The following is a 20,276-nucleotide window of genomic DNA, read 5'->3' on the forward strand; positions in this document are numbered from 1 at the left end:
CCGAACCTTGCGCGGTCACAGGCGTCCAATGCCAGTCTGCCACTACTCCAACCTCACCATGCTGCGAGCCCTGCTCTTGTCCCTCACCCTGATCGCCGGCCTGGCCCAGGCCGCCACCACTCGCCAACAACCCGTCAGCCTCACGACCGACCAGGGCACCCTGCATGGCAGCCTGCTGCTGCCGCAGAGCGACAAGCCGCTGCCGGTCGCGTTGCTGATCGCCGGCTCCGGCCCCACCGACCGCAACGGCAACAACCCGGAAGGCGGCCACAACGACGCGCTGAAGAAACTGGCCCAGGTACTGGCCCGCAACGGCATCGCCAGCCTGCGCTACGACAAGCGCGGCGTCGCCGCCAGCCGCAGCGCCACCCCGGATGAGCGCGACCTCAGCGTCGAGCGCTACGTCGCCGATGCCAGCGGCTGGCTCAGGCAGCTCAAGGACGACCCGCGCTTCGACCGTGTGATCCTCATCGGCCATAGCGAGGGGGCGCTGATCGCCAGCCTCGCCGCCACCGACAGCCCGGCCGATGCCCTGGTATCCATCGCCGGGCCGGCCTACCCCATCGGCCAGGTGCTGGACATGCAGCTGGCCATGCGCCTGCCGCCCGCGCTCCTCGCCGAGAGCCGGCACATCCTCGCCAACCTGATCCGCGGCACGCTGCAACCCGAGGTGCCCGAGGCCCTGCAGGTGGTGTACCGCCCCAGCGTGCAGCCCTACCTGATCAGCCTGCTGCGCCAGGACCCGGCGGAGAACTTCGCCGCACTGCGCATCCCGGCGCTGATCGTCCAGGGCAGCCACGACGCCCAGGTCAGCCCGGACAACGCCGAGCTGCTCAAGCAGGCCAAGCCCGACGCCGAGTTGGCCATGATCGCCGGCATGAACCACGTCATGCGCATCACCCCGGCAGCCTGGCAGGAACAGCTAGCGTCCTATGACGATCCGCAGCTACCCTTGGCCCGTGCACTGGGCGAGCGGATCGTCGCCTTCATTCGCTCCAGCGCAGAGAAAAACGGTCGATAACCTGCAAAATGACCCGATCAAGCGCACAGGACGCCCATGAGCGAGAACCCAGCCCCGGCGGCGCAAGCCCCCGAAGACGCAGCCGCAGGCAGCGAAACGCCCGCCGCGCCACATCCCTGGTCTGAGCTGCCGGCGGAACAGTTCAGCCTGCTGCGCCTGGCGCCGCTGCCCGTCGACCGCGAGACCGGCCCCAGGCCGCTGCGGTTTGTCCAGCTGGGCCGGGTCGAGCGCAACGCCAAGGACCTCAGCCTGCTGCGCCTGACCGTGCAGGTGCCCGGGCAGCGCCTGCATCGCCAACAGAACCTGCTGGAAGTCTGGGCCGACCACCAGCGCAAGGAAATTCGCTTCGGCCCGGACAAGGGCCTGAGCGTGGAGCCGGCCAATCGGGGCCTCGGGCGCTTCCTCATGGCCCAGGGCATCGCCTGGGCGCGCAAGCACTTCGCTCACTATCAGGTCGAGGGCGGCGCCCTGCCGACCAAGGACAACTTCAACGAAGCCGCCCGTGAACGGCGCGACCACGCTCTGAAGGCGCAGGGCTTCACCATCGAATACAGCGATCCGCTGCAGCTCAAGCCCTTCTACAGTGCACCACGGGTCAGCTCGCTGCACGGCGACTGGCAGGCCGAGAAGGTGCAGATCATCGAATTGCTGGACGCCGCCGCCATGCTGCAGCAGGCCGACCAGAACCTGCAGGAGCAGAGCGTCAAGCTGCGCAAGCTGGAAGACCGGGTCGATCGCCTCAAGCGCGAGGATACCGGCCTGCGCTTCACCATCACCTGCCTCATCGCCTTCAGCCTGTTTCAGGCCGGCTTGCTGATCTGGATCGCCACGCGCTGAGCACGCCGGCGGCGCACAGCCTGGAGGGAGACGCTTGAGCGGCGAGCTCCGCGGATCGCGGCTCAAGCCGCTCCCACACTTGCATCGGCGTGTCGCTCACAGGGTGGATCGCGCTGTTTCGAGCCAACGTTGCGGTGGATGTAAAAAGCGACATCCACCCTACGCCGCCACGCGCTGAGCACGCCGGCGGCGCACCGCGTGGAGGAAGGCGCTTGAGCGGCGAGCTTCCCGGATCGCGGGGCGAAGCCGCTCCCACACTTGCATCGGCGTATCGCTCGCTGGGTGGCTCGCGCTTTATCAAGCCAACGTTGCGGTGGATGTAAGAAACGACATCCACCCTACGCCGCCACGCGCGGAGCACGCCGGCGGCGCACAGCGTGGAGCGAGGCGCTTGAGCGGCGAGCTTCCCGGATCGCGGCTGAAGCCGCTCCCGCAATTGCATCGGCGTGTCGCGCGCTGGGTGGTTCGCGCTGTATCGAGCCAACGTTGCGGTGGATGTAAGAAGCGACATCCACCCTACGCGCTGATCACCCCGCTGCTTTTGTAGGAGCGGCTTCAGCCGCGATCAGCGGTGTACGCCATGCCGATATGCATGGCGAACAAGCATGCCCATCACGCCCCGATACGCGAACGGAACAGCGCCTGATGGTCGCGGCACTGCTTGGCGGCGAGCAGGAACACGCCGTGCCCACCGTTCTGGAAGTCCAGCCAGGTGAAATCTACCTCGGGGTACAGCGCCTCGACATGCACCTGGCTGTTGCCCACCTCGACGATCAGCAGGCCGCGCTCGCTGAGGTGGTCGGCAGCCTCGGCCAGCATGCGCCGTACCAGGTCCAGGCCATCGTCGCCGCAGGCCAGGCCCATGGCCGGCTCGTGCTGGTACTCGGCAGGCATGTCGGCGAAGTCTTCCGCGTCGACGTAAGGCGGGTTGGAGACGATCAGGTCGAAGCGCTGGCCCGGCAGACCGGCGAAGCCATCGCCCTGCACGCAGTACACGCGCTCCTCCAGCCCGTGACGCTCGATGTTCTGGTTGGCGACCTCCAGCGCGTCGAAGGACAGGTCAGCCAGCACCACTTCGGCCTCGGGGAATTCGTAGGCGCAAGCGATACCGATGCAGCCCGAGCCGGTGCACAGATCCAGCACGCGCGCTGGTTCGCTCGGCAGCCAGGGGGCGAAATGACGATCGATCAGCTCGGCGATAGGCGAACGCGGCACCAGCACACGCTCGTCGACCACGAACGGCAGACCGCAGAACCATCCCTCCCCCAGCAGATAGGCGGTCGGCACGCGCTCCTCGATGCGCCGCTTGAGCAGCGCCTGCAGGTGCGCGTGTTCCTCGTCCTCGAGGCGACAGTCCAGGTAGGCATCGGAGATTTCCCAGGGCAGGTGCAGCGCCCCGAGCACCAGCTGGCGCGCTTCGTCCCAGGCGTTGTCGGAGCCATGGCCGAAGAACAGCTGCTCGGCCTGAAAACGACTGACGGCCCAGCGGATGTAGTCGCGCAGGGTACGTAAACGGGTGGTGAGAGCGGTCACGGGCGGCCTCCGGATGAAAAGTGCGGAAGTTTAGCCCAGAGCAGGCAGCAGGCGCATGGGCCTGTGGCGAACGAATCCTGGCGCGGCTAGTGCTTGTCGCGCCAGGAGTCACCATCGTCACTGGGACGGCGCAACTCGCGCAGCACGGCGATGGCCACGGCGATGGAGAACAACAGCCAGAAATGCGGGGAAAACTGCGACAAAAGTGACATGGCAACTCCTTTTGCGTACGACCCTGAGTCCTTCAAGGCAGTTCCGATTCTGCTCCGGCAACCTGCACTGAGCAAGCTTTGGCGCAGATAGAGGTTCACAGACCGCGCTGGCAAGCGGACAATGGCACATTATCACCATCAGCCAGGAGCCCGAGATGTCCCATCCGCAAACCATGTTCCAGCTCACCGGTCGTGGCCACGCACCGGCCAGCCTGAACAATGCGACCTTGCTGATCATCGATGCCCAGGAGGAGTACCGCAGCGGCGTCCTCGCCCTGCCCGGCCTGAACCCTGCGCTGGCGGAAATCGCCAACCTGCTGGCTGCCGCGCGCAGCGCCGGTGCCGACATCGTGCACGTCAAGCACCTCGGCATCCCCGGCGGCCTGCTCGACCCCAGCGGCCCCCGCGGTCGCCACCTGCCGGAAGCCGCTCCGCTGGCCGGCGAGATCGTGGTCGAGAAGCGCCTGCCCAACGCCTTCGCCGGCACCGAACTGCACGACCGTCTGCAGGCGCTCGGCCATCTCGACCTGATCGTGTGCGGTTTCATGACCCACTCCAGCGTCAGCACCACCGTGCGTGCCGCCAAGGACTACGGGTATCGCTGCACACTGGTCGACGCTGCCTGCGCGACTCGCGACCTGCCTGCAGCAGACGGCAGCGTGATCTCCGCAGCCGAGGTCCATCGCATCGAGATGATCGCCCTGGGCGACAACTTCGCCACCCTCGTGCCGCACAGCAAATCGCTGATTTGACGCACGTCGCAACCTTGCCAGAGCGGCGGAACTCCAGAGAAAGCGACCGGTCACACCGCCGATAACCCGGAGGAAATCGGAATGAAGCTGTCCGACGATTTCGATGCACGCCGCCTGCGCCCGCGCCAGCCGAGAAGCTGGAGCCTGCGTATCGGGGCTGGCCTGGGCGCGTTGCTGGCGGCGTTCGGCATTCTTCTGGGGATGGCGGGCGTCGCCTCGCTGGCTGGGCGGGCACCGGTACTGGGCACGCTCAACGACTCGACCGGCGAAGCCATTGTCCTGCTGCTGCTCGGCCTGTTCCTGCTCTGGGCCGGCATCGCCTTCTGGCGGCGCTGCCGCAGACGCCTGCGCCGCCCCAGCGACCTGAGCCTGTCACCGAACCTGATGAAGAAGCGCGATTGAGCGCGATACCGCATCACCATCGGGCGGGATGATCGCCAGTCGAGTCCGTCTTTCTGCGCTTAACCGCCTGGCATTTGGGTAAGATAGCCGCCTGTTTCGCGGAGCCACCGATGCAAGACGACGACTTTTCCCTGTTCCAGGCCGAGCTGCGTGGCGTCAAGCCGCTCAAGCACGACCGCGCCGATACCGGCAAACCCAAACCCGATCGCAAGCAGCTCACGGCCCTGCGCCAGGCGGCGACCATCAGCCAGGGCGAGACCAAGGTGGACGGCCTTTCCGATCAGTTCGTCATCGACGTCGGCGCCGAAGACCCGCTGTACTGGGCCGGCAATGGCGTGCAGGACGGCCAGATGCGCAAGCTCAAGCTGGGCCAGATCGCCTTCGAGGGCAGCCTCGACCTGCACGGCATGAGCGTCGAGAAAGCCCGCGATACCCTGTGGGAGTTTCTTGCCGAGGCCACCAGGCTGGAAGTCCGCTGCGTGCGAGTTACCCACGGCAAGGCCGTGCGCATGGACGGGCGCAAGCCGATGATCAAGAGCCACGTCAACACCTGGCTGCGCCAGCACCCCAAGGTGCTCGGCTTCACGTCCTGCCTGGCCAAGCACGGCGGTACCGGCGCGGTGTACGTGATGCTCAAGCGCACCATGATGGACGGCCGCGACGAGTGAACGGGCATTGACCGCCTGCCAGACGCAGACGAGGCCCTCGCAGTGCACGAGCAGCAGATGAGCATTCGACCGGGCTGGCCTGCCAGCCGGTCTTAAACGACGCAGGGAGTTGGCGGAGGTGCCCTCCAGGCGCCTGACGTACTTGTCAGGCCCCGTTTCGCGCCCTACCCTGCGCCATTCGATACCCAACAGGAATCTCCATGTCCCTGGAACAACACTACACCGCCATCCTCGGCCAACTGGGCGAAGACGTCTCTCGTGAAGGCCTGCTGGATACCCCCAAGCGCGCCGCCAAGGCCATGCAGTACCTCTGCCGCGGCTATGAGCAGACCCTCGAAGAGGTCACCAACGGTGCGCTGTTCAGCTCCGATAACAGCGAGATGGTGCTGGTGAAGAACATCGAGCTGTATTCGCTGTGCGAGCATCACCTGCTGCCGTTCATCGGCAAGGCCCATGTCGCCTATATCCCCAATGGCAAGGTGCTGGGCCTGTCCAAGGTCGCCCGCATCGTCGACATGTTCGCCCGCCGCCTGCAGATCCAGGAAAACCTCAGCCGGCAGATCGCCGAGGCCATCGAGCAGGTCACCGGCGCCCTGGGTGTCGCCGTGGTGATCGAAGCGCAGCACATGTGCATGATGATGCGCGGCGTGGAGAAGCAGAACTCCTCCATGGTCACCTCGGTGATGCTCGGCGAGTTCCGCGAGAACCCGGCCACCCGTGGCGAGTTCCTCAATCTGGTTCGCTAAGCGGCGGACAACCACGGCCGTTCACCCGCGTGAACGGCCGTGCGCATTTCAGGAGTAGAGACAATGTTGCTAAAAGCCCTCCGCATCGGCCTGGGCCAGCTGGTCGTGTTCGGTGACTGGATCAGCCGTCCGCGCAAGCTGGCGCGCAGCCCCGAGGCTCAGGCCCAGGTCGAACAGGCCACTGCCGACCTGGCGCTGTACCAGTTCCATGCCTGCCCGTTCTGCGTCAAGGTACGCCGCAACCTGCACCGCCTGAACCTGCCGGTGGAACTGCGCGACGCCAAGAACGACGCCCAGCATCGCCAGGCCCTCGAACAACAGGGCGGACGCATCAAGGTGCCGTGTCTGCGCATCGAGGAAAACGGCCAGAGCACCTGGCTGTACGAGTCCAAGGCGATCATCGCCTACCTCGACCAGCGCTTCGCCGGCTGACGCCAAGCTTTTCGTAGGAGCCGGCTTGCCGGCGATGCTTCTCCGATCAGCTCGCCGGCAAGCCGGCTCCTACAGGTTCAGCGTTCGATAACCGCACGTCGTCCAGTCCAGACCGTAGGGTGGATCACGCTTCACCGATCTACCGCCACGCGAGGCCATCCACAGCCGCTCCATCGCCCTGGTGGATGAAAAGAGCGTCATCCACCCTACCCGTAGGGTGGATCACGCTTCACCGATCCACCGCCACGCGAGGCCATCCACAACCGCTCCATCGCCCTGGTGGATGAAAAGAGCGCCATCCACCCTACCCGTAGGGTGGATCGCGCTTCACCGATCCACCGCCACGCAAGACCATCCGCAACCGATCCATCGCCGTGGTGGATGAAAAAAGCGCCATCCACCCTACGGTGTCAATCCAGCTCGATCTGGTGCTTGTCACGCAGGAAACTGCGGAACTGCGCTTCGTCCAGCACCTGAATCCCCAGCTCGCTGGCCTTGGCCAGCTTCGATCCGGCGCCGGGCCCGGCCACCACGCAATGGGTCTTGGCCGACACGGAGCCCGCCACTTTGGCGCCAAGCCCTTCGAGCCTGTCCTTGGCCACATCGCGATTGACCGTCAATGCGCCGGTGAGCACCCAGGTCTGCCCGGCCAGGGGCAGCCCCTCGACGACCTTCTTCTCGCTTTCCCAGTGCATGCCGAAGTCACGTAGCTGCTGTTCGATGGCGCGGGCGCGCTGAGCGTTGCCTTCGCCGTCGAAGAATTCACGCACGGCCTTGGCCTGCCGCTCCGGCAGCGTCTGGCGCATGTCCAGCCAGTCACCGCCGAGCACCGCTTCCAGGCTGCCGAAACGCTCGGCCAGCTTCTGCGTCGCACCCGGACCGACACTGGGAATATTGAGTTTGTCGAGCATGCCACCGAGGGTGGCGACGGCGCTGAACTCGGCGCTCAGCTCGCCCTCCTCCTGCAACTGCAGGCCACAGGCACCGAGCAGCGCGTCGATGACCTGCTGGTTGTGCGCATCCTCGAAGAAGCTGTGGATCTCATGCGCCACTTCCAGACCGATGTCCGGCAGGTAGGTGAGCACTTCCGGCAGCGCCTGGCGCACCCGCGCCAGCGATGCCAGCGAGCGCGCCAGCACCTTGGCGGTTTCTTCGCCGACATCGGGAATGCCGAGGGCATAGATGAAACGTGCCAGCGTCGGTCGCTTGCTGGCCTCGATGGCCGCCAGCAGCTTGTTGCTGGACACCTCGGCAAAGCCTTCCAGGCCGATGATCTGCTCGAAGGTCAGCTGGTACAGATCGGCCGGCGAGGCGATCAGCTTTTCGTCGACCAGTTGCTCGATGGTCTTGTCGCCGAGGCCGTCGATATCCATGGCGCGGCGCGAGACGAAGTGGATGATCGCCTGCTTGAGCTGCGCCTGGCAGCTCAGGCGACCGACGCAGCGGTAAACCGAGCCTTCGCTGACGCTTTCCTTGCCCTTGCTGCGCTTGATCAGCTGGGTACGCTCCACCGCCGAGCCGCACACCGGACACTGCTCGGGGATATGCACCGGTCGCGCATCATCGGGGCGGCGCTCGGGCACCACCGCCATCACCTGCGGGATCACGTCACCGGCACGGCGGATGATCACCGTATCGCCGATCATCACCCCCAGGCGCGCCACCTCGTCCATGTTATGCAGGGTGGCATTGGCCACCATCACGCCCGCCACCTTGACCGGCTTGAGCCGCGCCACCGGCGTCACCGCGCCGGTGCGACCGACCTGGAACTCGACGTCGAGCAGCTCGGTCAGCTCCTCCTGCGCGGGGAACTTGTGGGCGATGGCCCAGTGCGGCGTACGTGCACGGAAGCCCAGCTGCTGCTGATCCTCGATATTGTTGACCTTGAACACCACGCCATCGATGTCATAGGCCAGGCTCATGCGCCGTTCGCCGATATCGCGGTAGTACGCGAGGCAATCCTGCACGCCCCTGGCCAGCTTCAGCTCGCGGCTGATGGGAATGCCCCAGGCCTTGAGTTGCTGCAGCATGGCCACCTGAGTACCCGCCAGCTCACCGCTGACCTGCCCGACGCCGTAGCAGCAGAACTCCAGCGGACGGCTGGCGGTGATCTTCGGGTCGAGCTGACGCAGGCTGCCAGCGGCCGCGTTGCGCGGATTGGCGAAGGTCTTGCCGCCAGTCTCGGCCTGGCGTGCATTGAGTTCCTCGAAACCGGCCTTGGGCATGAACACCTCGCCGCGCACCTCCAGCACCTGCGGCCAGCCCTCGCCCTGCAGCTTGAGCGGCACGTTGCGGATGGTGCGCACGTTGCTGCTGATGTCCTCACCGGTGCTGCCGTCGCCACGGGTAGCGCCACGCACCAGCTGGCCGTTCTCGTAGAGCAGGCTTACCGCCAGTCCATCGAGCTTGGGCTCGCAGCTGTACTCGACCTCGGCACCGCCGCCGAACAGGTCGCCGCCAGCCAGGCCCAGGCCGCTCTGCACGCTGCGGTCGAAGGCGTGCAGGTCGTCTTCCTCGAAGGCATTGCCGAGGCTGAGCATCGGCACCTCATGACGCACCTCGCCAAAGGCGCCGAGGGCTTCACCGCCGACGCGCTGGGTCGGCGAATCGGGCGTCACCAGTTCCGGGTGCTCGGCCTCCAGTGCCTGCAACTCGCGAAATAGGCGGTCGTACTCGGCGTCTGGCACGCTGGGCTCGTCCAGCACGTAATAGCGGTAGTTGTGCGCGTCCAGTTCCTGGCGCAGTGCGGATATACGTTGGGCGACGTCGGTCATTGCAGATAAAGCCTCAAGCGACAAACTTGCAGCGGCAAGAACAAAAAAGCCCCAAGCCAAGCGCTTGGCTTGAGCTTGAGGCTCGCAGCTTGCCGCTGCTCTTTAGCGTTTCTGGGTCAACTGCCGGCGCTCGAACTCCACGATGCGCTGGCGATAATGTTCGATGGTCTGCGCAGTCATCACGCTGCGCTGGTCGTCCTTCAGCTCGCCGCCCAGCTCATGGGCCAGCTTGCGCGCTGCCGCAACCATGACGTCGAAGGCCTGTTTGGGATGACGCGGGCCGGGCAGGCTGAGGAAGAAGCTCACGGCGCGGGTGCTGAAGCCTTCGATGTCATCGAGGTCGAAGGTGCCCGGCTTGAGCGCGTTGGCCATGGAGAACAGCACCTCGCCGTTGCCGGCCATGCTTTCGTGACGGTGGAAGATGTCCATCTCGCCGAAGCGCAGGCCGCTCTCGAGAATGTTCTGCAGCAGCGCCGGGCCCTTGAAGCCGAAGTCATCGCGAGCAACCACGTTGATCACCAGCACTTCCTCGACCGGTGCGGCATCGGCAGCCGGCTTGGCGGGTTTCTTCGGCTCGACGGGTTCGTCATCGACCGGGTTGAGCAGGGTCGGCACCGGCTCGTCGATGGCCAGGTTGAGGTCGCCCTGCTGCGGTTCGTTACGTGGACGGCGCGGCAGGTCCTTGGCGCTCATCGAGGGCAGGTCGTCTTCATCCAGCTGCGGTTCGAGGTCACGCTGAACCACCCGCGGCGGGCTGAGCAGATCCGGATCACTGTCGTCATCCGGCATATTGGCGAAACTGCGGTCCAGTTTGAACTTGAGTTTGCCCTTGCCACCGCGCATGCGACGCCAGCCGTCGAACAGAATGCCAGCGATAACGATGATGCCAATAACGATCAGCCACTCGCGCAGACCGAATTCCATGAAATACCTGACCCTTAAAAATTCTGGTGAAAAAAAGATCCAATCAATCGGACCCTGACTCGACTATAAAACGCGGCGCCAACTCCATGTTCTGTCTGACGTTTTCCGCGTGTAACAAAAGTGGGCAATAAGCTAGCACGACGAAAGGCAACTTTACACAGGCAGACGCATCAGCTCTCCACCATCGCCAGTGCCTCTTCGACATCCACTGCCACCAGACGCGAGCAGCCCGGCTCGTGCATGGTAACCCCCATCAATTGATCGGCCATTTCCATGGCGATCTTGTTGTGGGTGATGTAGATGAACTGCACCGTTGCCGACATCTCCTTGACCAGGCGCGCATAACGACCCACGTTGGCATCGTCCAGCGGCGCATCCACTTCGTCCAGCATGCAGAACGGCGCCGGATTGAGCTGGAAGATGGAAAACACCAGTGCCAGGGCGGTCAACGCCTTCTCTCCACCGGAGAGCAAATGGATGGTGCTGTTCTTCTTGCCCGGGGGCCGCGCCATGATGGTTACACCGGTATCGAGTAAATCTTCGCCGGTGAGTTCCAAATAAGCACTGCCGCCACCGAAAACTTTTGGAAAGAGTGCCTGCAAACCGCCATTGATCTGATCGAAAGTTTCCTTGAAACGATTGCGCGTTTCCTTGTCGATCTTGCGAATGACATTTTCCAGGGTTTCCAGCGCTTCGACCAGATCGGCATCCTGCGCATCCAGATAACGCTTGCGCTCGGATTGCTGCTGGTACTCGTCGATCGCCGCCAGGTTGATCGGCCCAAGACGCGCGATACGCGCGGCCATGCGCTCGAGTTCCTCTTCCCAGGCACTCTCCGTGGCATCGGCCGGCAGCGTGGCGATCACCCCGTGCAGGTCGTAATTGTCCTCGGCGAGCTGATCGGCGAGGGCCTTGCGGCGCACGTTGAGCGACTGCCAGTCCATGCGCTGCTGCTCCAGCTGGCCGCGCAGCAGTTGCGCCTGCTGCTCGGCCTGGCTGCGACGCTTCTCGGCGTCGCGCAGTTCGCGATCGGCATCTTCCAGGGTCAGGCGTGCCTGACGCAGCTCCTCGTCCACCGCCATGCGCCGTTCGAGCAGCTCCTCGAGCTTGATGCGCAGCTCTTCCAGCGGCGCCTCGCCCTCCTCCAGGTTCAGTGACAGCTGCTCACGCCGCTCGTGCAGGCGCTCGGCCTGCATTTCCAGACGCTCCAGCGCCTGGCGAGTGGAGTCGTGCTGCGCCCTGAGCGAGCCGAGGCGCACCGCCAGCTGATGGGCATGATCCTTGTGCTGGCGGGCCTCTTGACGCACCCGGTCGAGGCGCTCGCGCAGGCTGTCACGGCTGGCCAGCAGGCTCTCGCGCTGCTCGTTGTCCTGGGCCATGGCATCCAGCGCATCCTGCAGGTGCAGGCGCGCTTCACCGAGTTGTTCCTGCTCCAACTCACGCTGCTCGGCCACTTCCTGCAGCTCGTCGTGCAGACGACGGCGACGCAGCCCCAGCTGCTCGGCCTTGGCCTGGCTGGCGGACAGCCGCGCCTTCAGCTCGGCCAGCTGGCGGCCAAGCTCCTGGCCCTGGCGACGCTGTTGCTCACGCTGCTCTTCCTGACGACGCTGCTCGTCACGCAGGCCCAGCAGACGCTCATCCAGTTGCGCCAGCGCCGCCTCGCGCTCCTCGCGCTCCAGCTGCAGGCGCTCCAGCTCCTGAGCGCGCGCCAGCACGCCACTGTCCGCCTCGGCAGCGCGACGCACACGCAGGAAGTGCCGACCGACCCAGTAGCCGTCACGGCTGATCAGGCTTTCGCCCTCGGCCAGTTGCGCACGCGCCGCCAGCGCCTGCTCCAGCGACTCGACCGGACGCACACCGGCCAGCCAGGGCGACAGGTCGTGGCTCGCCTCCACCTTGTCCAGCAGGCTGCCGGCGTTGCGCATGCCGCCCCTGGCGGGGCTGAGCAGGCGCAACTCGCCCTGTTCCAGCGCGGAGAAATCCAGACCGGCAAAATCGTCCAGCAGCACGGCCTGCAGGTCGGCGCCGAGCACGGTCTCCACCGCCAGCTCCCAGCCGGCCTCCACGCGCAGCCCTTCGGCCAGGCGCGGACGCTGTTGCAGACCCTGCTCGCGCAACCACTCGCCAGCGCCCTGCCCCGGATCCAGCGCGGCCTGTTGCAGCGCCTCCAGCGAGGCCAGGCGACCATCGAGACGCTGCAACTCGCCCTGTGCCTGCTGCTGCGCCTGACCGGCCTGCTGCAGCTCCTCGCGCAACTGCTGCAGGCGCTCGGCCTGCTGCTCCTCGGCCAGTTGCAGGGCTTCGTGCTCCAGTTCGCCGGCGGCCAGCTGTTCGCTCAGTTCGAGAATGGCGGCGTCTTCGGGATCGGCAGCCAGTTGCTGCAATTCTTCGCCCAGGCGACGCTGACGCTCGCTCAGGCGCTCGAGGCTCTGCTCCAGCTGGGCGATGCGCGACTGCTGCACCTCGGCCTGGCGACGCGGCTCGGCACTGCGCTGGTTGAAGCTGTCCCACTGCTCCTGCCAGCCGTGCATGGTGGTCTCGGCTTCCTCCAGGCTGGCGGCGGACTCCTCGGCAGCAGCGGCAGTCATCTCCTGCTCGGGCAGGAGCATCTCCAGCTCCTCGCCCAGGGTGGCCAGCAGGGTACGGTCGTGGCCGAGGTGCGACTCGGTTTCCAGGCGCGCCTTTTCCGCCTCGCGCAGGTCATCCTGCAACTGGCGCAGGCGCTGCTGGCCGTGCTGGATGCTCTGCTCGACGCGGGCGATATCGCCGCCCACGGAATAGAAACGGCCCTGCACCAGGTTGAAACGCTCGGACAGCTCGTGATGACCGTCGCGCAGGCGTTCGATGCTGGCATCGGCACTGCGCTGCTCGGCCACCAGGGCCTCGAAGGCCACCTCCTGGTCACCAATCACCTGCTCGCGGCTGCCGACCTGCTGGTTCAGGGTCTGCCAGCGCAGCGCCAGCAGCTGAGCCTTGAGCTGACGCTCCTCGGCCTTGTATTCCTGGTACTTCTCCGCAGCCTGGGCCTGCCGGTGCAGGCGCTCGAGCTGGCGCTCCAGCTCCTCGCGCAGGTCGGTCAGGCGCGCCAGGTTTTCCTGAGTGCGGCGGATGCGATTCTCGGTCTCGCGACGGCGCTCCTTGTACTTGGAGATGCCGGCGGCTTCCTCGATGAAGTTGCGCAGCTCCTCGGGCTTGGCCTCGATCAGCTTGCTGATCATGCCCTGCTCGATGATCGAGTAGCTGCGCGGCCCCAGGCCGGTACCGAGGAAGATGTCGGTGATGTCGCGGCGGCGGCACTTGGTGCCGTTGAGGAAGTAGGTGTTCTGCGCGTCGCGGGTGACCCGACGGCGGATGGAAATCTCGGCGAAGGCGGCGTATTCGCCCACCAGCGAGTTGTCGCTGTTGTCGAAGATCAGCTCGATGGACGCCTGGGTCACCGGCTTGCGCGTGTTGGAGCCGTTGAAGATGACGTCGGTCATCGACTCGCCACGCAGGTTCTTCGCCGAACTTTCGCCCATCACCCAGCGCACGGCGTCGATGATGTTGGACTTGCCGCAACCGTTGGGCCCGACCACCGCTGCCATGTTGCTGGGAAAGCTGACCGTCGTCGGATCGACGAAGGACTTGAAGCCGGCCAGCTTGATGCTCTTCAGGCGCATCGGGGCTTAGCGCTCCGCCAGGGTCGCCAGCACCAGCTGGCAGTTGTGCTGACCGTAGGCCTGCAGGACTTCGCGGGCACGCTCGTGGTCACGCCCGATGATCGCCTGCAGCAGGCTGGCGAAGGTGCCCATGAACTGGCCCATCTCGCCTTTGCGGCGCTCCAGCGCCAGGTGATAGGTGCGGCTGATGGCCGGCAACAGGTTCTCCAGGGTTTCCTGCAGGTAGGGATTGTCGGCGAAGGGAAAGGCCGCGCGCATGACGTCGAAGCTGTTCTCGACGAAGGCGCCGATGTCGCCACGCTGCAGGCTGTCCAGCAGGCGCTGCTGGATGTCGATGAACGGCGCCAGGTCGGTTTCCACCTTCCACCCTTCGATCACCGCGCGGGCCAGCATGGCGTAGAGTTCGATGGTCAGCGCATAGAGGCTGGTGACGTGATGTGCGGTCAGTTCGCTGACCTGGGCACCCCGGCGCGGCAGGATCACAATCAGGTGGCGACGTTCGAGAATCAGCAGTGCCTCGCGCACCGAACCACGGCTGACATTCAGGGCCTGGGTGACCTTCTGCTCCTGGATGCGCTCACGTTCCTTGAGCTCACCACGAATGATGCGTTCGGCCAGATAGTGGGCAATTTGCTCGGCGAGGCTGTCCGGGGCCTTGAACGTCATGACATTCCTTATGTGCGTCGATACAGCGGGCAGGCGGTCGAGTCTGGGGGCCCCGCCACGGCTGGGCGGAAGCAAGAAAATCTGGCGGCGAGTGTAACACAGGGTGTTACCGGGCCAAGCGTCCGCGGCATGTGCTTTCCGTTCTAAAGGTTGGCCATGAAGCCATGGTCACAAAAACTGATTGCCCTACAATCCTACATGTCAGTTCATAACAACAATCAGACGGAGACCGGCATGTTCGAAAGACTTCCCTCGCACTGGATGCTCGCCCTGAAAAAGGTCGGCTACTGGATCTGGCTGATCCCGGTGCTCGGCATCCCCCTCAGCTACCACTGGTCGCTGGGCAGCGCTCATGCCGACGCCTGGGCCTGGCTGGTGATCACGGTGGTGTTCGGCGTGATTCCGCTGCTCGACTTCGTCGTGGGCCGCGACCCGGCCAACCCGGACGAGCGCGACGAGGTGCCAGCCCTGGAAGCCCAGGGCTACTATCGCCTGCTGAGCCTGGCGACGGTGCCGCTGCTGCTGGCGATGCTGGTCTGGAGCGCCTGGATATTCGTCAGTTACGCGGGCTGGAGCTGGGTCGGCCAGCTCGGCTGGGTACTCTCGGTGGGCACGGTGATGGGCGCCATCGGCATCACTGTCTCGCACGAGCTGATTCACAAGGATGCGGCGCTGGAACAGAACGCCGGCGGCCTGCTGCTGGCAGCGGTGTGCTACGCCGGCTTCAAGGTGGAGCACGTGCGTGGCCACCATGTGCATGTCTCGACGCCGGAAGACGCCTCGTCCTCGCGGTTTGGCCAGAGCCTGTACGCCTTCCTGCCACATGCCTACAAGCACAACTTCCTCAATGCCTGGAGGCTGGAGGCCGAGCGCCTCCAGCGCCGCGGCCTGCCTGCCCTGCACTGGCGCAACGAGCTGATCTGGTGGTACGCCATCAGTGCGCTGCTGTTGCTCGGTTTCAGCCTGGCCTTCGGCTGGCTGGGCGCACTGTTCTTCCTGGGCCAGGCGCTGATGGCCTTCACCCTGCTGGAGATCGTCAACTACGTCGAGCACTACGGCCTGCACCGGCGCAAACTGGACAACGGCCGCTACGAGCGCACCACGCCGCATCACTCGTGGAACAGCAACTTCCTGCTGACCAACCTGTTCCTCTTCCACCTGCAGCGCCACTCCGACCACCACGCCTACGCCAAGCGGCGCTACCAGGTGCTGCGCCATTTCGACGACAGCCCGCAACTCCCCAACGGTTATGCCGGAATGATCGTGCTCGCCCTCTTTCCGCCACTGTGGCGCGCGATCATGGACCCCAAGGTGCGCGCCTACTACGCCGGCGAGGAACACCAGCTGAGCGAATCGCAGCTGACCTGAGCCTCACTCGCCCCCAGCCAGCCCCGGCCGCGCAAGCGCCCGGGGCTGTTTTGCTGCACCGCACGCCATGCGCGCAACCCTCTCCTGGCTCACACCGCCTCCCCCTCTCCAGGCCCCGTGCCAGCGCCCTTCACTGGCATGAAAGTCGCTACGCTTTCTGCATCAGCCGCTCATAACCGAAACGCATGACAAACAGCTGACCGCCAGGTCAAATATTTATTGACCCAAAAGTCAGAAATCTCTAGATTGCCCCTATTGGCAACCGCGCCAGCGCCTTGCGACGCGTGCATTTCACTGGCGGCCAACCGATTCATAACAATAAAGTGCCTGGAGGTCGTCCTTGATCCAGTTTTTACTCAACCGGGAGCTGCGTACCGAGCATGCCCTGGACCCCAACGTCACCGTGCTCAACTACCTGCGTGAACACGTCGGCAAGACCGGAACCAAGGAAGGCTGCGCCTCCGGCGACTGTGGCGCCTGCACCGTGGTGGTCGGCGAACTGATCGGGGAGCGCGTACGCTACCGCACCCTCAACTCCTGCCTGACCTTCGTCTCCAGCCTGCACGGCAAGCAACTGATCACCGTCGAAGACCTCAAGCACCAGGGCAAGCTGCACAGCGTGCAGCAGGCGATGGTCGACTGCCACGGTTCGCAGTGCGGTTTCTGCACTCCCGGTTTCATCATGTCGCTGTTCGCCCTGCAGAAGAATCAGGCCGCGTCAGGCGCCAGCGGCTACGACAAGGGCGCTACGCTGGAGGCCCTGGCCGGCAACCTGTGCCGCTGCACCGGCTACCGCCCGATCATCGACGCCGCCGAGCAGGCCTGCTGCCAGAAGCAGCCGGACCAGTTCGATGCCTTCGAGAGCGACACCGTCGCCCAGCTCAAGGCCATCACCCCGCGTGAAACCGCCGAACTCAACAGTGGCGACAAGCGCTGCCTGGTACCGCTGACCGTGGCCGACCTGGCCGACCTCTACACCGCCAACCCCGAAGCGCGCCTGCTGGCTGGCGGCACCGACCTGGCCCTGGAAGTCACCCAGTTCCACCGTGAACTGCCGGTGATGATCTACGTCGGCCATATCGAAGACATGAAGCGCATCGAAGTGACCGACAGTGCCATCGAGATCGGCGCCGCCGCCGCGCTGTCCGACTGCTACGCAGCGCTGTCGCACGAATACCCGGACTTCGGCGAGCTGCTGCACCGCTTCGCCTCGCTGCAGATCCGCAACCAGGGCACCCTGGGCGGCAACATCGGCAACGCCTCGCCCATCGGCGACGCCCCGCCGCTGCTGATCGCCCTGGGTGCGCAGATCGCCCTGCGCCAGGGCAACAACCGGCGCATCCTGCCGCTGCAGGAGTACTTCCTCGACTACAAGGTGACCGCTCGCCAGGAAGCCGAGTTCATCGAGAAGATCATCGTGCCACGCAAGCAGGCGAACCAGGCGTTCCGCGCCTACAAGGTGTCCAAGCGCCTCGACGACGACATCTCCGCCGTCTGCGCGGCGTTCAGCCTGACCCTCGTCGACGGCGTGGTGAGCGAAGCGCGCATCGCCTTCGGTGGCATGGCCGCCATCCCCAAACGCGCCAGCGCCTGCGAAGCGGCCCTGGTCGGCTCGGCCTGGTATCCAGGCGTGATCGAACGCGCCTGCGAGGCGCTGAGTGAAGACTTCACCCCGCTGTCGGATTTCCGCGCCAGCAAGGAATACCGCCTGCTCACTGCCCAGAACCTGCTGCGCAAGTTCTTCCTGGAACAGCAGTCACCCGAGATCGAAACCCGGGTTACCGCTTACGCGTAAGCGTGCAGTGAATTGATCCGCCGCCGGCCCGTCCGGCGGCATGCGAAGTTTTGGAGGCGAAGATGTCCAGTCATATCGAACACAAATCCCAGGAAGAGCTGGCCGCACTGTTTCGCGCCGGCATGACCAGCGGCGTGGGCCGCAGCGTCAAGCACGAGAGTGCGGACAAGCACGTATCCGGCGAAGCGGTCTATGTCGACGACCGCCTGGAATTTCCCAACCAGCTGCACGTCTACGCGCGCCAGTCCGACCGCGCCCATGCGCGCATCGTGCGCATCGACACCCGCCCCTGCTACGAGATTCCGGGCGTGGCCATCGCCATCACCAAGGATGACGTACCGGGCCAGCTGGATATCGGCCCGGTGGTCGCCGGCGACCCGCTGCTGGCCGACGGCAAGGTCGAGTACGTCGGCCAGGTGGTCCTGGCAGTGGCCGCCGACAGCCTGGAAACCGCGCGCAAGGCGGCCATGGCCGCGATCGTCGAGTACGAGGACCTGGAGCCGGTGCTCGACGTGGTCGAGGCCTACCGCAAGCAGCATTTCGTCCTCGCCAGCCACACCCACCGCATCGGCGACTCGGCTGCCCAGCTGGCCAGCGCCCCGCGTCGCCTGCAGGGCACGCTGCACATCGGCGGCCAGGAGCACTTCTACCTGGAAACGCAGATTTCCTCGGTCATGCCCACCGAGGATGGCGGCATGCTGGTCTACACCTCGACGCAGAACCCCACCGAGGTGCAGAAGCTGGTCGCCGAGGTGCTCGGTGTGCCGATGAACAAGATCGTCATCGACATGCGTCGCATGGGGGGCGGTTTCGGCGGCAAGGAAACCCAGGCCGCGGGCCCCGCCTGCCTGTGCGCGGTGATCGCGCACCTCACCGGCCGACCGACCAAGATGCGCCTGCCGCGCATGGAAGACATGAGCATGACCGGCAAGCGCCACCCCTTCTATGTCGAGTACGACGTCGGCTTCGATGACGACGGCCTGCTGCACGGCATCGAGATGGACCTGGCCGGCAACTGCGGCTACTCGCCGGACCTGTCCGGCTCCATCGTCGACCGCGCCATGTTCCACTCGGACAACGCCTACTTCCTGGGCAACGCCACCATCAACGGTCATCGCTGCAAGACCAACACCGCCTCGAACACCGCCTATCGCGGCTTCGGCGGCCCGCAGGGCATGGTCGCCATCGAGGAAGTGATGGACGCCGTCGCCCGCAGCCTGGGCAAGGACCCGCTGGAAGTGCGCAAGCGCAACTACTACGGCAAGACCGAGCGCAACGTCACCCACTACCACCAGACCGTCGAGCACAACGTCATCCACGAGATGACCGCCGAGCTGGAGGCAAGCTGCGAGTACGCCAAACGCCGCGAGGAAATCCGCGCCTTCAACGCCAGGAGCCCGGTGCTGAAGAAAGGCCTGGCCATGACCCCGGTGAAGTTCGGCATCAGCTTCACGGCCACCTTCCTCAACCAGGCCGGTGCGCTGATCCACATCTACACCGACGGTTCGATCCACCTGAACCACGGCGGCACCGAGATGGGCCAGGGCCTGAACACCAAGGTCGCGCAGGTCGTGGCCGAGGTCTTCCAGGTCGATATCGAGCGCATCCAGATCACCGCCACCAACACCGACAAGGTGCCCAACACCTCGCCCACCGCTGCCTCCAGCGGTGCCGACCTCAACGGCATGGCGGCGAAGAACGCCGCCGAGACCATCAAGCAGCGCCTGGTGGACTTCCTGGTGCGCGAATACAAGGTCACGCCGGAAGACATCGAGTTCCGCAATGGCCAGGTACGGGTGCGCGACCACTTCCTGTCGTTCGAGGAGATGATCCAGAAGGCCTACTTCGGCCAGGTATCGCTGTCCTCGACCGGCTTCTACCGCACGCCGAAGATCTACTACGACCGCGACAAGGCTGCCGGCCGCCCCTTCTACTACTACGCCTACGGCGTGGCCTGCGTGGAGGTGCTGGTGGACACCCTGACCGGCGAATACCGCATGCTGCGTGGCGACATCCTGCATGACGTCGGCGACTCGCTGAACCCGGCCATCGACATCGGCCAGGTCGAGGGCGCCTTCGTCCAGGGCATGGGCTGGCTGACCTGCGAGGAGCTGGTGTGGAACGCCAAGGGCAAGCTGATGACCAACGGCCCGGCCAGCTACAAGATCCCGGCCATCGCCGACATGCCCATCGACCTGCGCGTGAAGCTGGTGGAGAACCGCAAGAACCCGGAAGACACCGTGTTCCATTCCAAGGCCGTCGGCGAGCCGCCGTTCATGCTCGGCATCGCGGCCTGGTGCGCCCTGAAGGACGCCGTGGCCAGCCTGGCCGACTACCAGGTGCAACCGCAGATCGACGCCCCGGCCACGCCCGAGCGCGTGCTCTGGGGGGTGGAGCAGATGCGCAAGTTGAAAGCACAGAGCAAGGCAGCCAGCACTGCCGAGGCCGAGCCGGCCTGATTCGTAGCCGGATGAAATCCGGGGAACC

16 protein-coding genes are annotated in these 20,276 nt (G+C 65.3%); 10 read left to right on the plus strand and 6 right to left on the minus strand.

Annotated elements, in window-relative coordinates; all coding sequences use genetic code 11:
• Positions 1-28: 28 nt before the first annotated feature.
• Both FIV02_RS14870 and FIV02_RS14875 read left to right on the plus strand, forming a co-directional pair.
• Entirely contained in the window at positions 29-1,021 is a 993-nt protein-coding gene (locus FIV02_RS14870) for a S9 family peptidase (protein WP_152489066.1), read from the plus strand.
• A gap of 36 nt (positions 1,022-1,057) precedes the next feature.
• On the plus strand, positions 1,058-1,858 hold the full coding sequence (locus FIV02_RS14875) for a hypothetical protein (RefSeq protein ID WP_037050614.1): 801 nt from the start codon (positions 1,058-1,060) through the stop codon (positions 1,856-1,858).
• 612 nt (positions 1,859-2,470) lie between these two features.
• Here the strand turns inward: FIV02_RS14875 and prmB are convergent.
• Together prmB and FIV02_RS25020 are read right to left on the minus strand one after the other, a co-directional pair.
• Entirely contained in the window at positions 2,471-3,391 is a 921-nt protein-coding gene (gene prmB, locus FIV02_RS14880) for a 50S ribosomal protein L3 N(5)-glutamine methyltransferase (protein WP_152489067.1), read from the minus strand.
• An 86-nt stretch (positions 3,392-3,477) separates the two neighbouring features.
• A complete protein-coding gene (locus FIV02_RS25020) occupies positions 3,478-3,603 on the minus strand; it encodes a hypothetical protein (protein ID WP_256662970.1) in 126 nt (41 codons plus the stop codon).
• Between the two features lie 155 nt (positions 3,604-3,758).
• On the opposite strand from FIV02_RS25020, the gene FIV02_RS14885 reads away from it, so the two are divergent.
• From FIV02_RS14885 to FIV02_RS14905, 5 genes are all read left to right on the plus strand, one after another.
• Positions 3,759-4,355 carry a cysteine hydrolase family protein gene (locus FIV02_RS14885; RefSeq protein WP_037050610.1) on the plus strand — a complete coding sequence of 199 codons (597 nt, stop codon included), beginning with the start codon at positions 3,759-3,761 and terminating at the stop codon, positions 4,353-4,355.
• Between the two features lie 81 nt (positions 4,356-4,436).
• Positions 4,437-4,757 (plus strand): hypothetical protein, encoded by a 321-nt coding sequence (locus FIV02_RS14890; protein ID WP_037050607.1) that lies wholly within the window; start codon positions 4,437-4,439, stop codon positions 4,755-4,757.
• Positions 4,758-4,867: 110 nt separating this feature from the next.
• Positions 4,868-5,425 carry a Smr/MutS family protein gene (locus FIV02_RS14895; RefSeq protein WP_150605669.1) on the plus strand — a complete coding sequence of 186 codons (558 nt, stop codon included), beginning with the start codon at positions 4,868-4,870 and terminating at the stop codon, positions 5,423-5,425.
• Positions 5,426-5,625: 200 nt separating this feature from the next.
• Complete coding sequence (gene folE, locus FIV02_RS14900) at positions 5,626-6,171, plus strand: GTP cyclohydrolase I FolE (protein ID WP_037050603.1); 546 nt, start codon at positions 5,626-5,628, stop codon at positions 6,169-6,171.
• 63 nt (positions 6,172-6,234) lie between these two features.
• Positions 6,235-6,603 (plus strand): glutathione S-transferase N-terminal domain-containing protein, encoded by a 369-nt coding sequence (locus FIV02_RS14905; RefSeq protein WP_152489068.1) that lies wholly within the window; start codon positions 6,235-6,237, stop codon positions 6,601-6,603.
• A gap of 410 nt (positions 6,604-7,013) precedes the next feature.
• Here the strand turns inward: FIV02_RS14905 and ligA are convergent, their stop codons facing one another.
• The 4 genes from ligA to FIV02_RS14925 all read right to left on the minus strand — a co-directional run bounded on the left by ligA (position 7,014) and on the right by FIV02_RS14925 (position 14,626).
• Positions 7,014-9,377: an NAD-dependent DNA ligase LigA gene (gene ligA / locus FIV02_RS14910; protein WP_152489069.1), complete on the minus strand. Its 2,364-nt coding sequence runs from the start codon at positions 9,375-9,377 to the stop codon at positions 7,014-7,016.
• Between the two features lie 102 nt (positions 9,378-9,479).
• Positions 9,480-10,301 (minus strand): cell division protein ZipA, encoded by an 822-nt coding sequence (gene zipA, locus FIV02_RS14915; protein ID WP_152489070.1) that lies wholly within the window; start codon positions 10,299-10,301, stop codon positions 9,480-9,482.
• Between the two features lie 170 nt (positions 10,302-10,471).
• On the minus strand, positions 10,472-13,960 hold the full coding sequence (gene smc / locus FIV02_RS14920) for a chromosome segregation protein SMC (RefSeq protein ID WP_152489071.1): 3,489 nt from the start codon (positions 13,958-13,960) through the stop codon (positions 10,472-10,474).
• A 6-nt stretch (positions 13,961-13,966) separates the two neighbouring features.
• Positions 13,967-14,626, minus strand: coding sequence for a GntR family transcriptional regulator (locus FIV02_RS14925; RefSeq protein ID WP_037050575.1), 660 nt, complete (start codon positions 14,624-14,626; stop codon positions 13,967-13,969).
• Positions 14,627-14,860: 234 nt separating this feature from the next.
• On the opposite strand from FIV02_RS14925, the gene FIV02_RS14930 reads away from it, so the two are divergent.
• From FIV02_RS14930 to xdhB, 3 genes are all read left to right on the plus strand, one after another.
• Positions 14,861-15,994 carry an alkane 1-monooxygenase gene (locus tag FIV02_RS14930; protein ID WP_152489072.1) on the plus strand — a complete coding sequence of 378 codons (1,134 nt, stop codon included), beginning with the start codon at positions 14,861-14,863 and terminating at the stop codon, positions 15,992-15,994.
• 340 nt (positions 15,995-16,334) lie between these two features.
• Positions 16,335-17,789 (plus strand): xanthine dehydrogenase small subunit, encoded by a 1,455-nt coding sequence (gene xdhA / locus FIV02_RS14935; protein ID WP_037050570.1) that lies wholly within the window; start codon positions 16,335-16,337, stop codon positions 17,787-17,789.
• Between the two features lie 62 nt (positions 17,790-17,851).
• Entirely contained in the window at positions 17,852-20,248 is a 2,397-nt protein-coding gene (gene xdhB / locus FIV02_RS14940; protein ID WP_152489073.1) for a xanthine dehydrogenase molybdopterin binding subunit, read from the plus strand.
• Positions 20,249-20,276 lie beyond the last annotated feature (28 nt).

The organism is Pseudomonas sp. THAF187a, from assembly GCF_009363395.1.
GTDB classification, from domain to species: domain Bacteria; phylum Pseudomonadota; class Gammaproteobacteria; order Pseudomonadales; family Pseudomonadaceae; genus Aquipseudomonas; species Aquipseudomonas khazarica.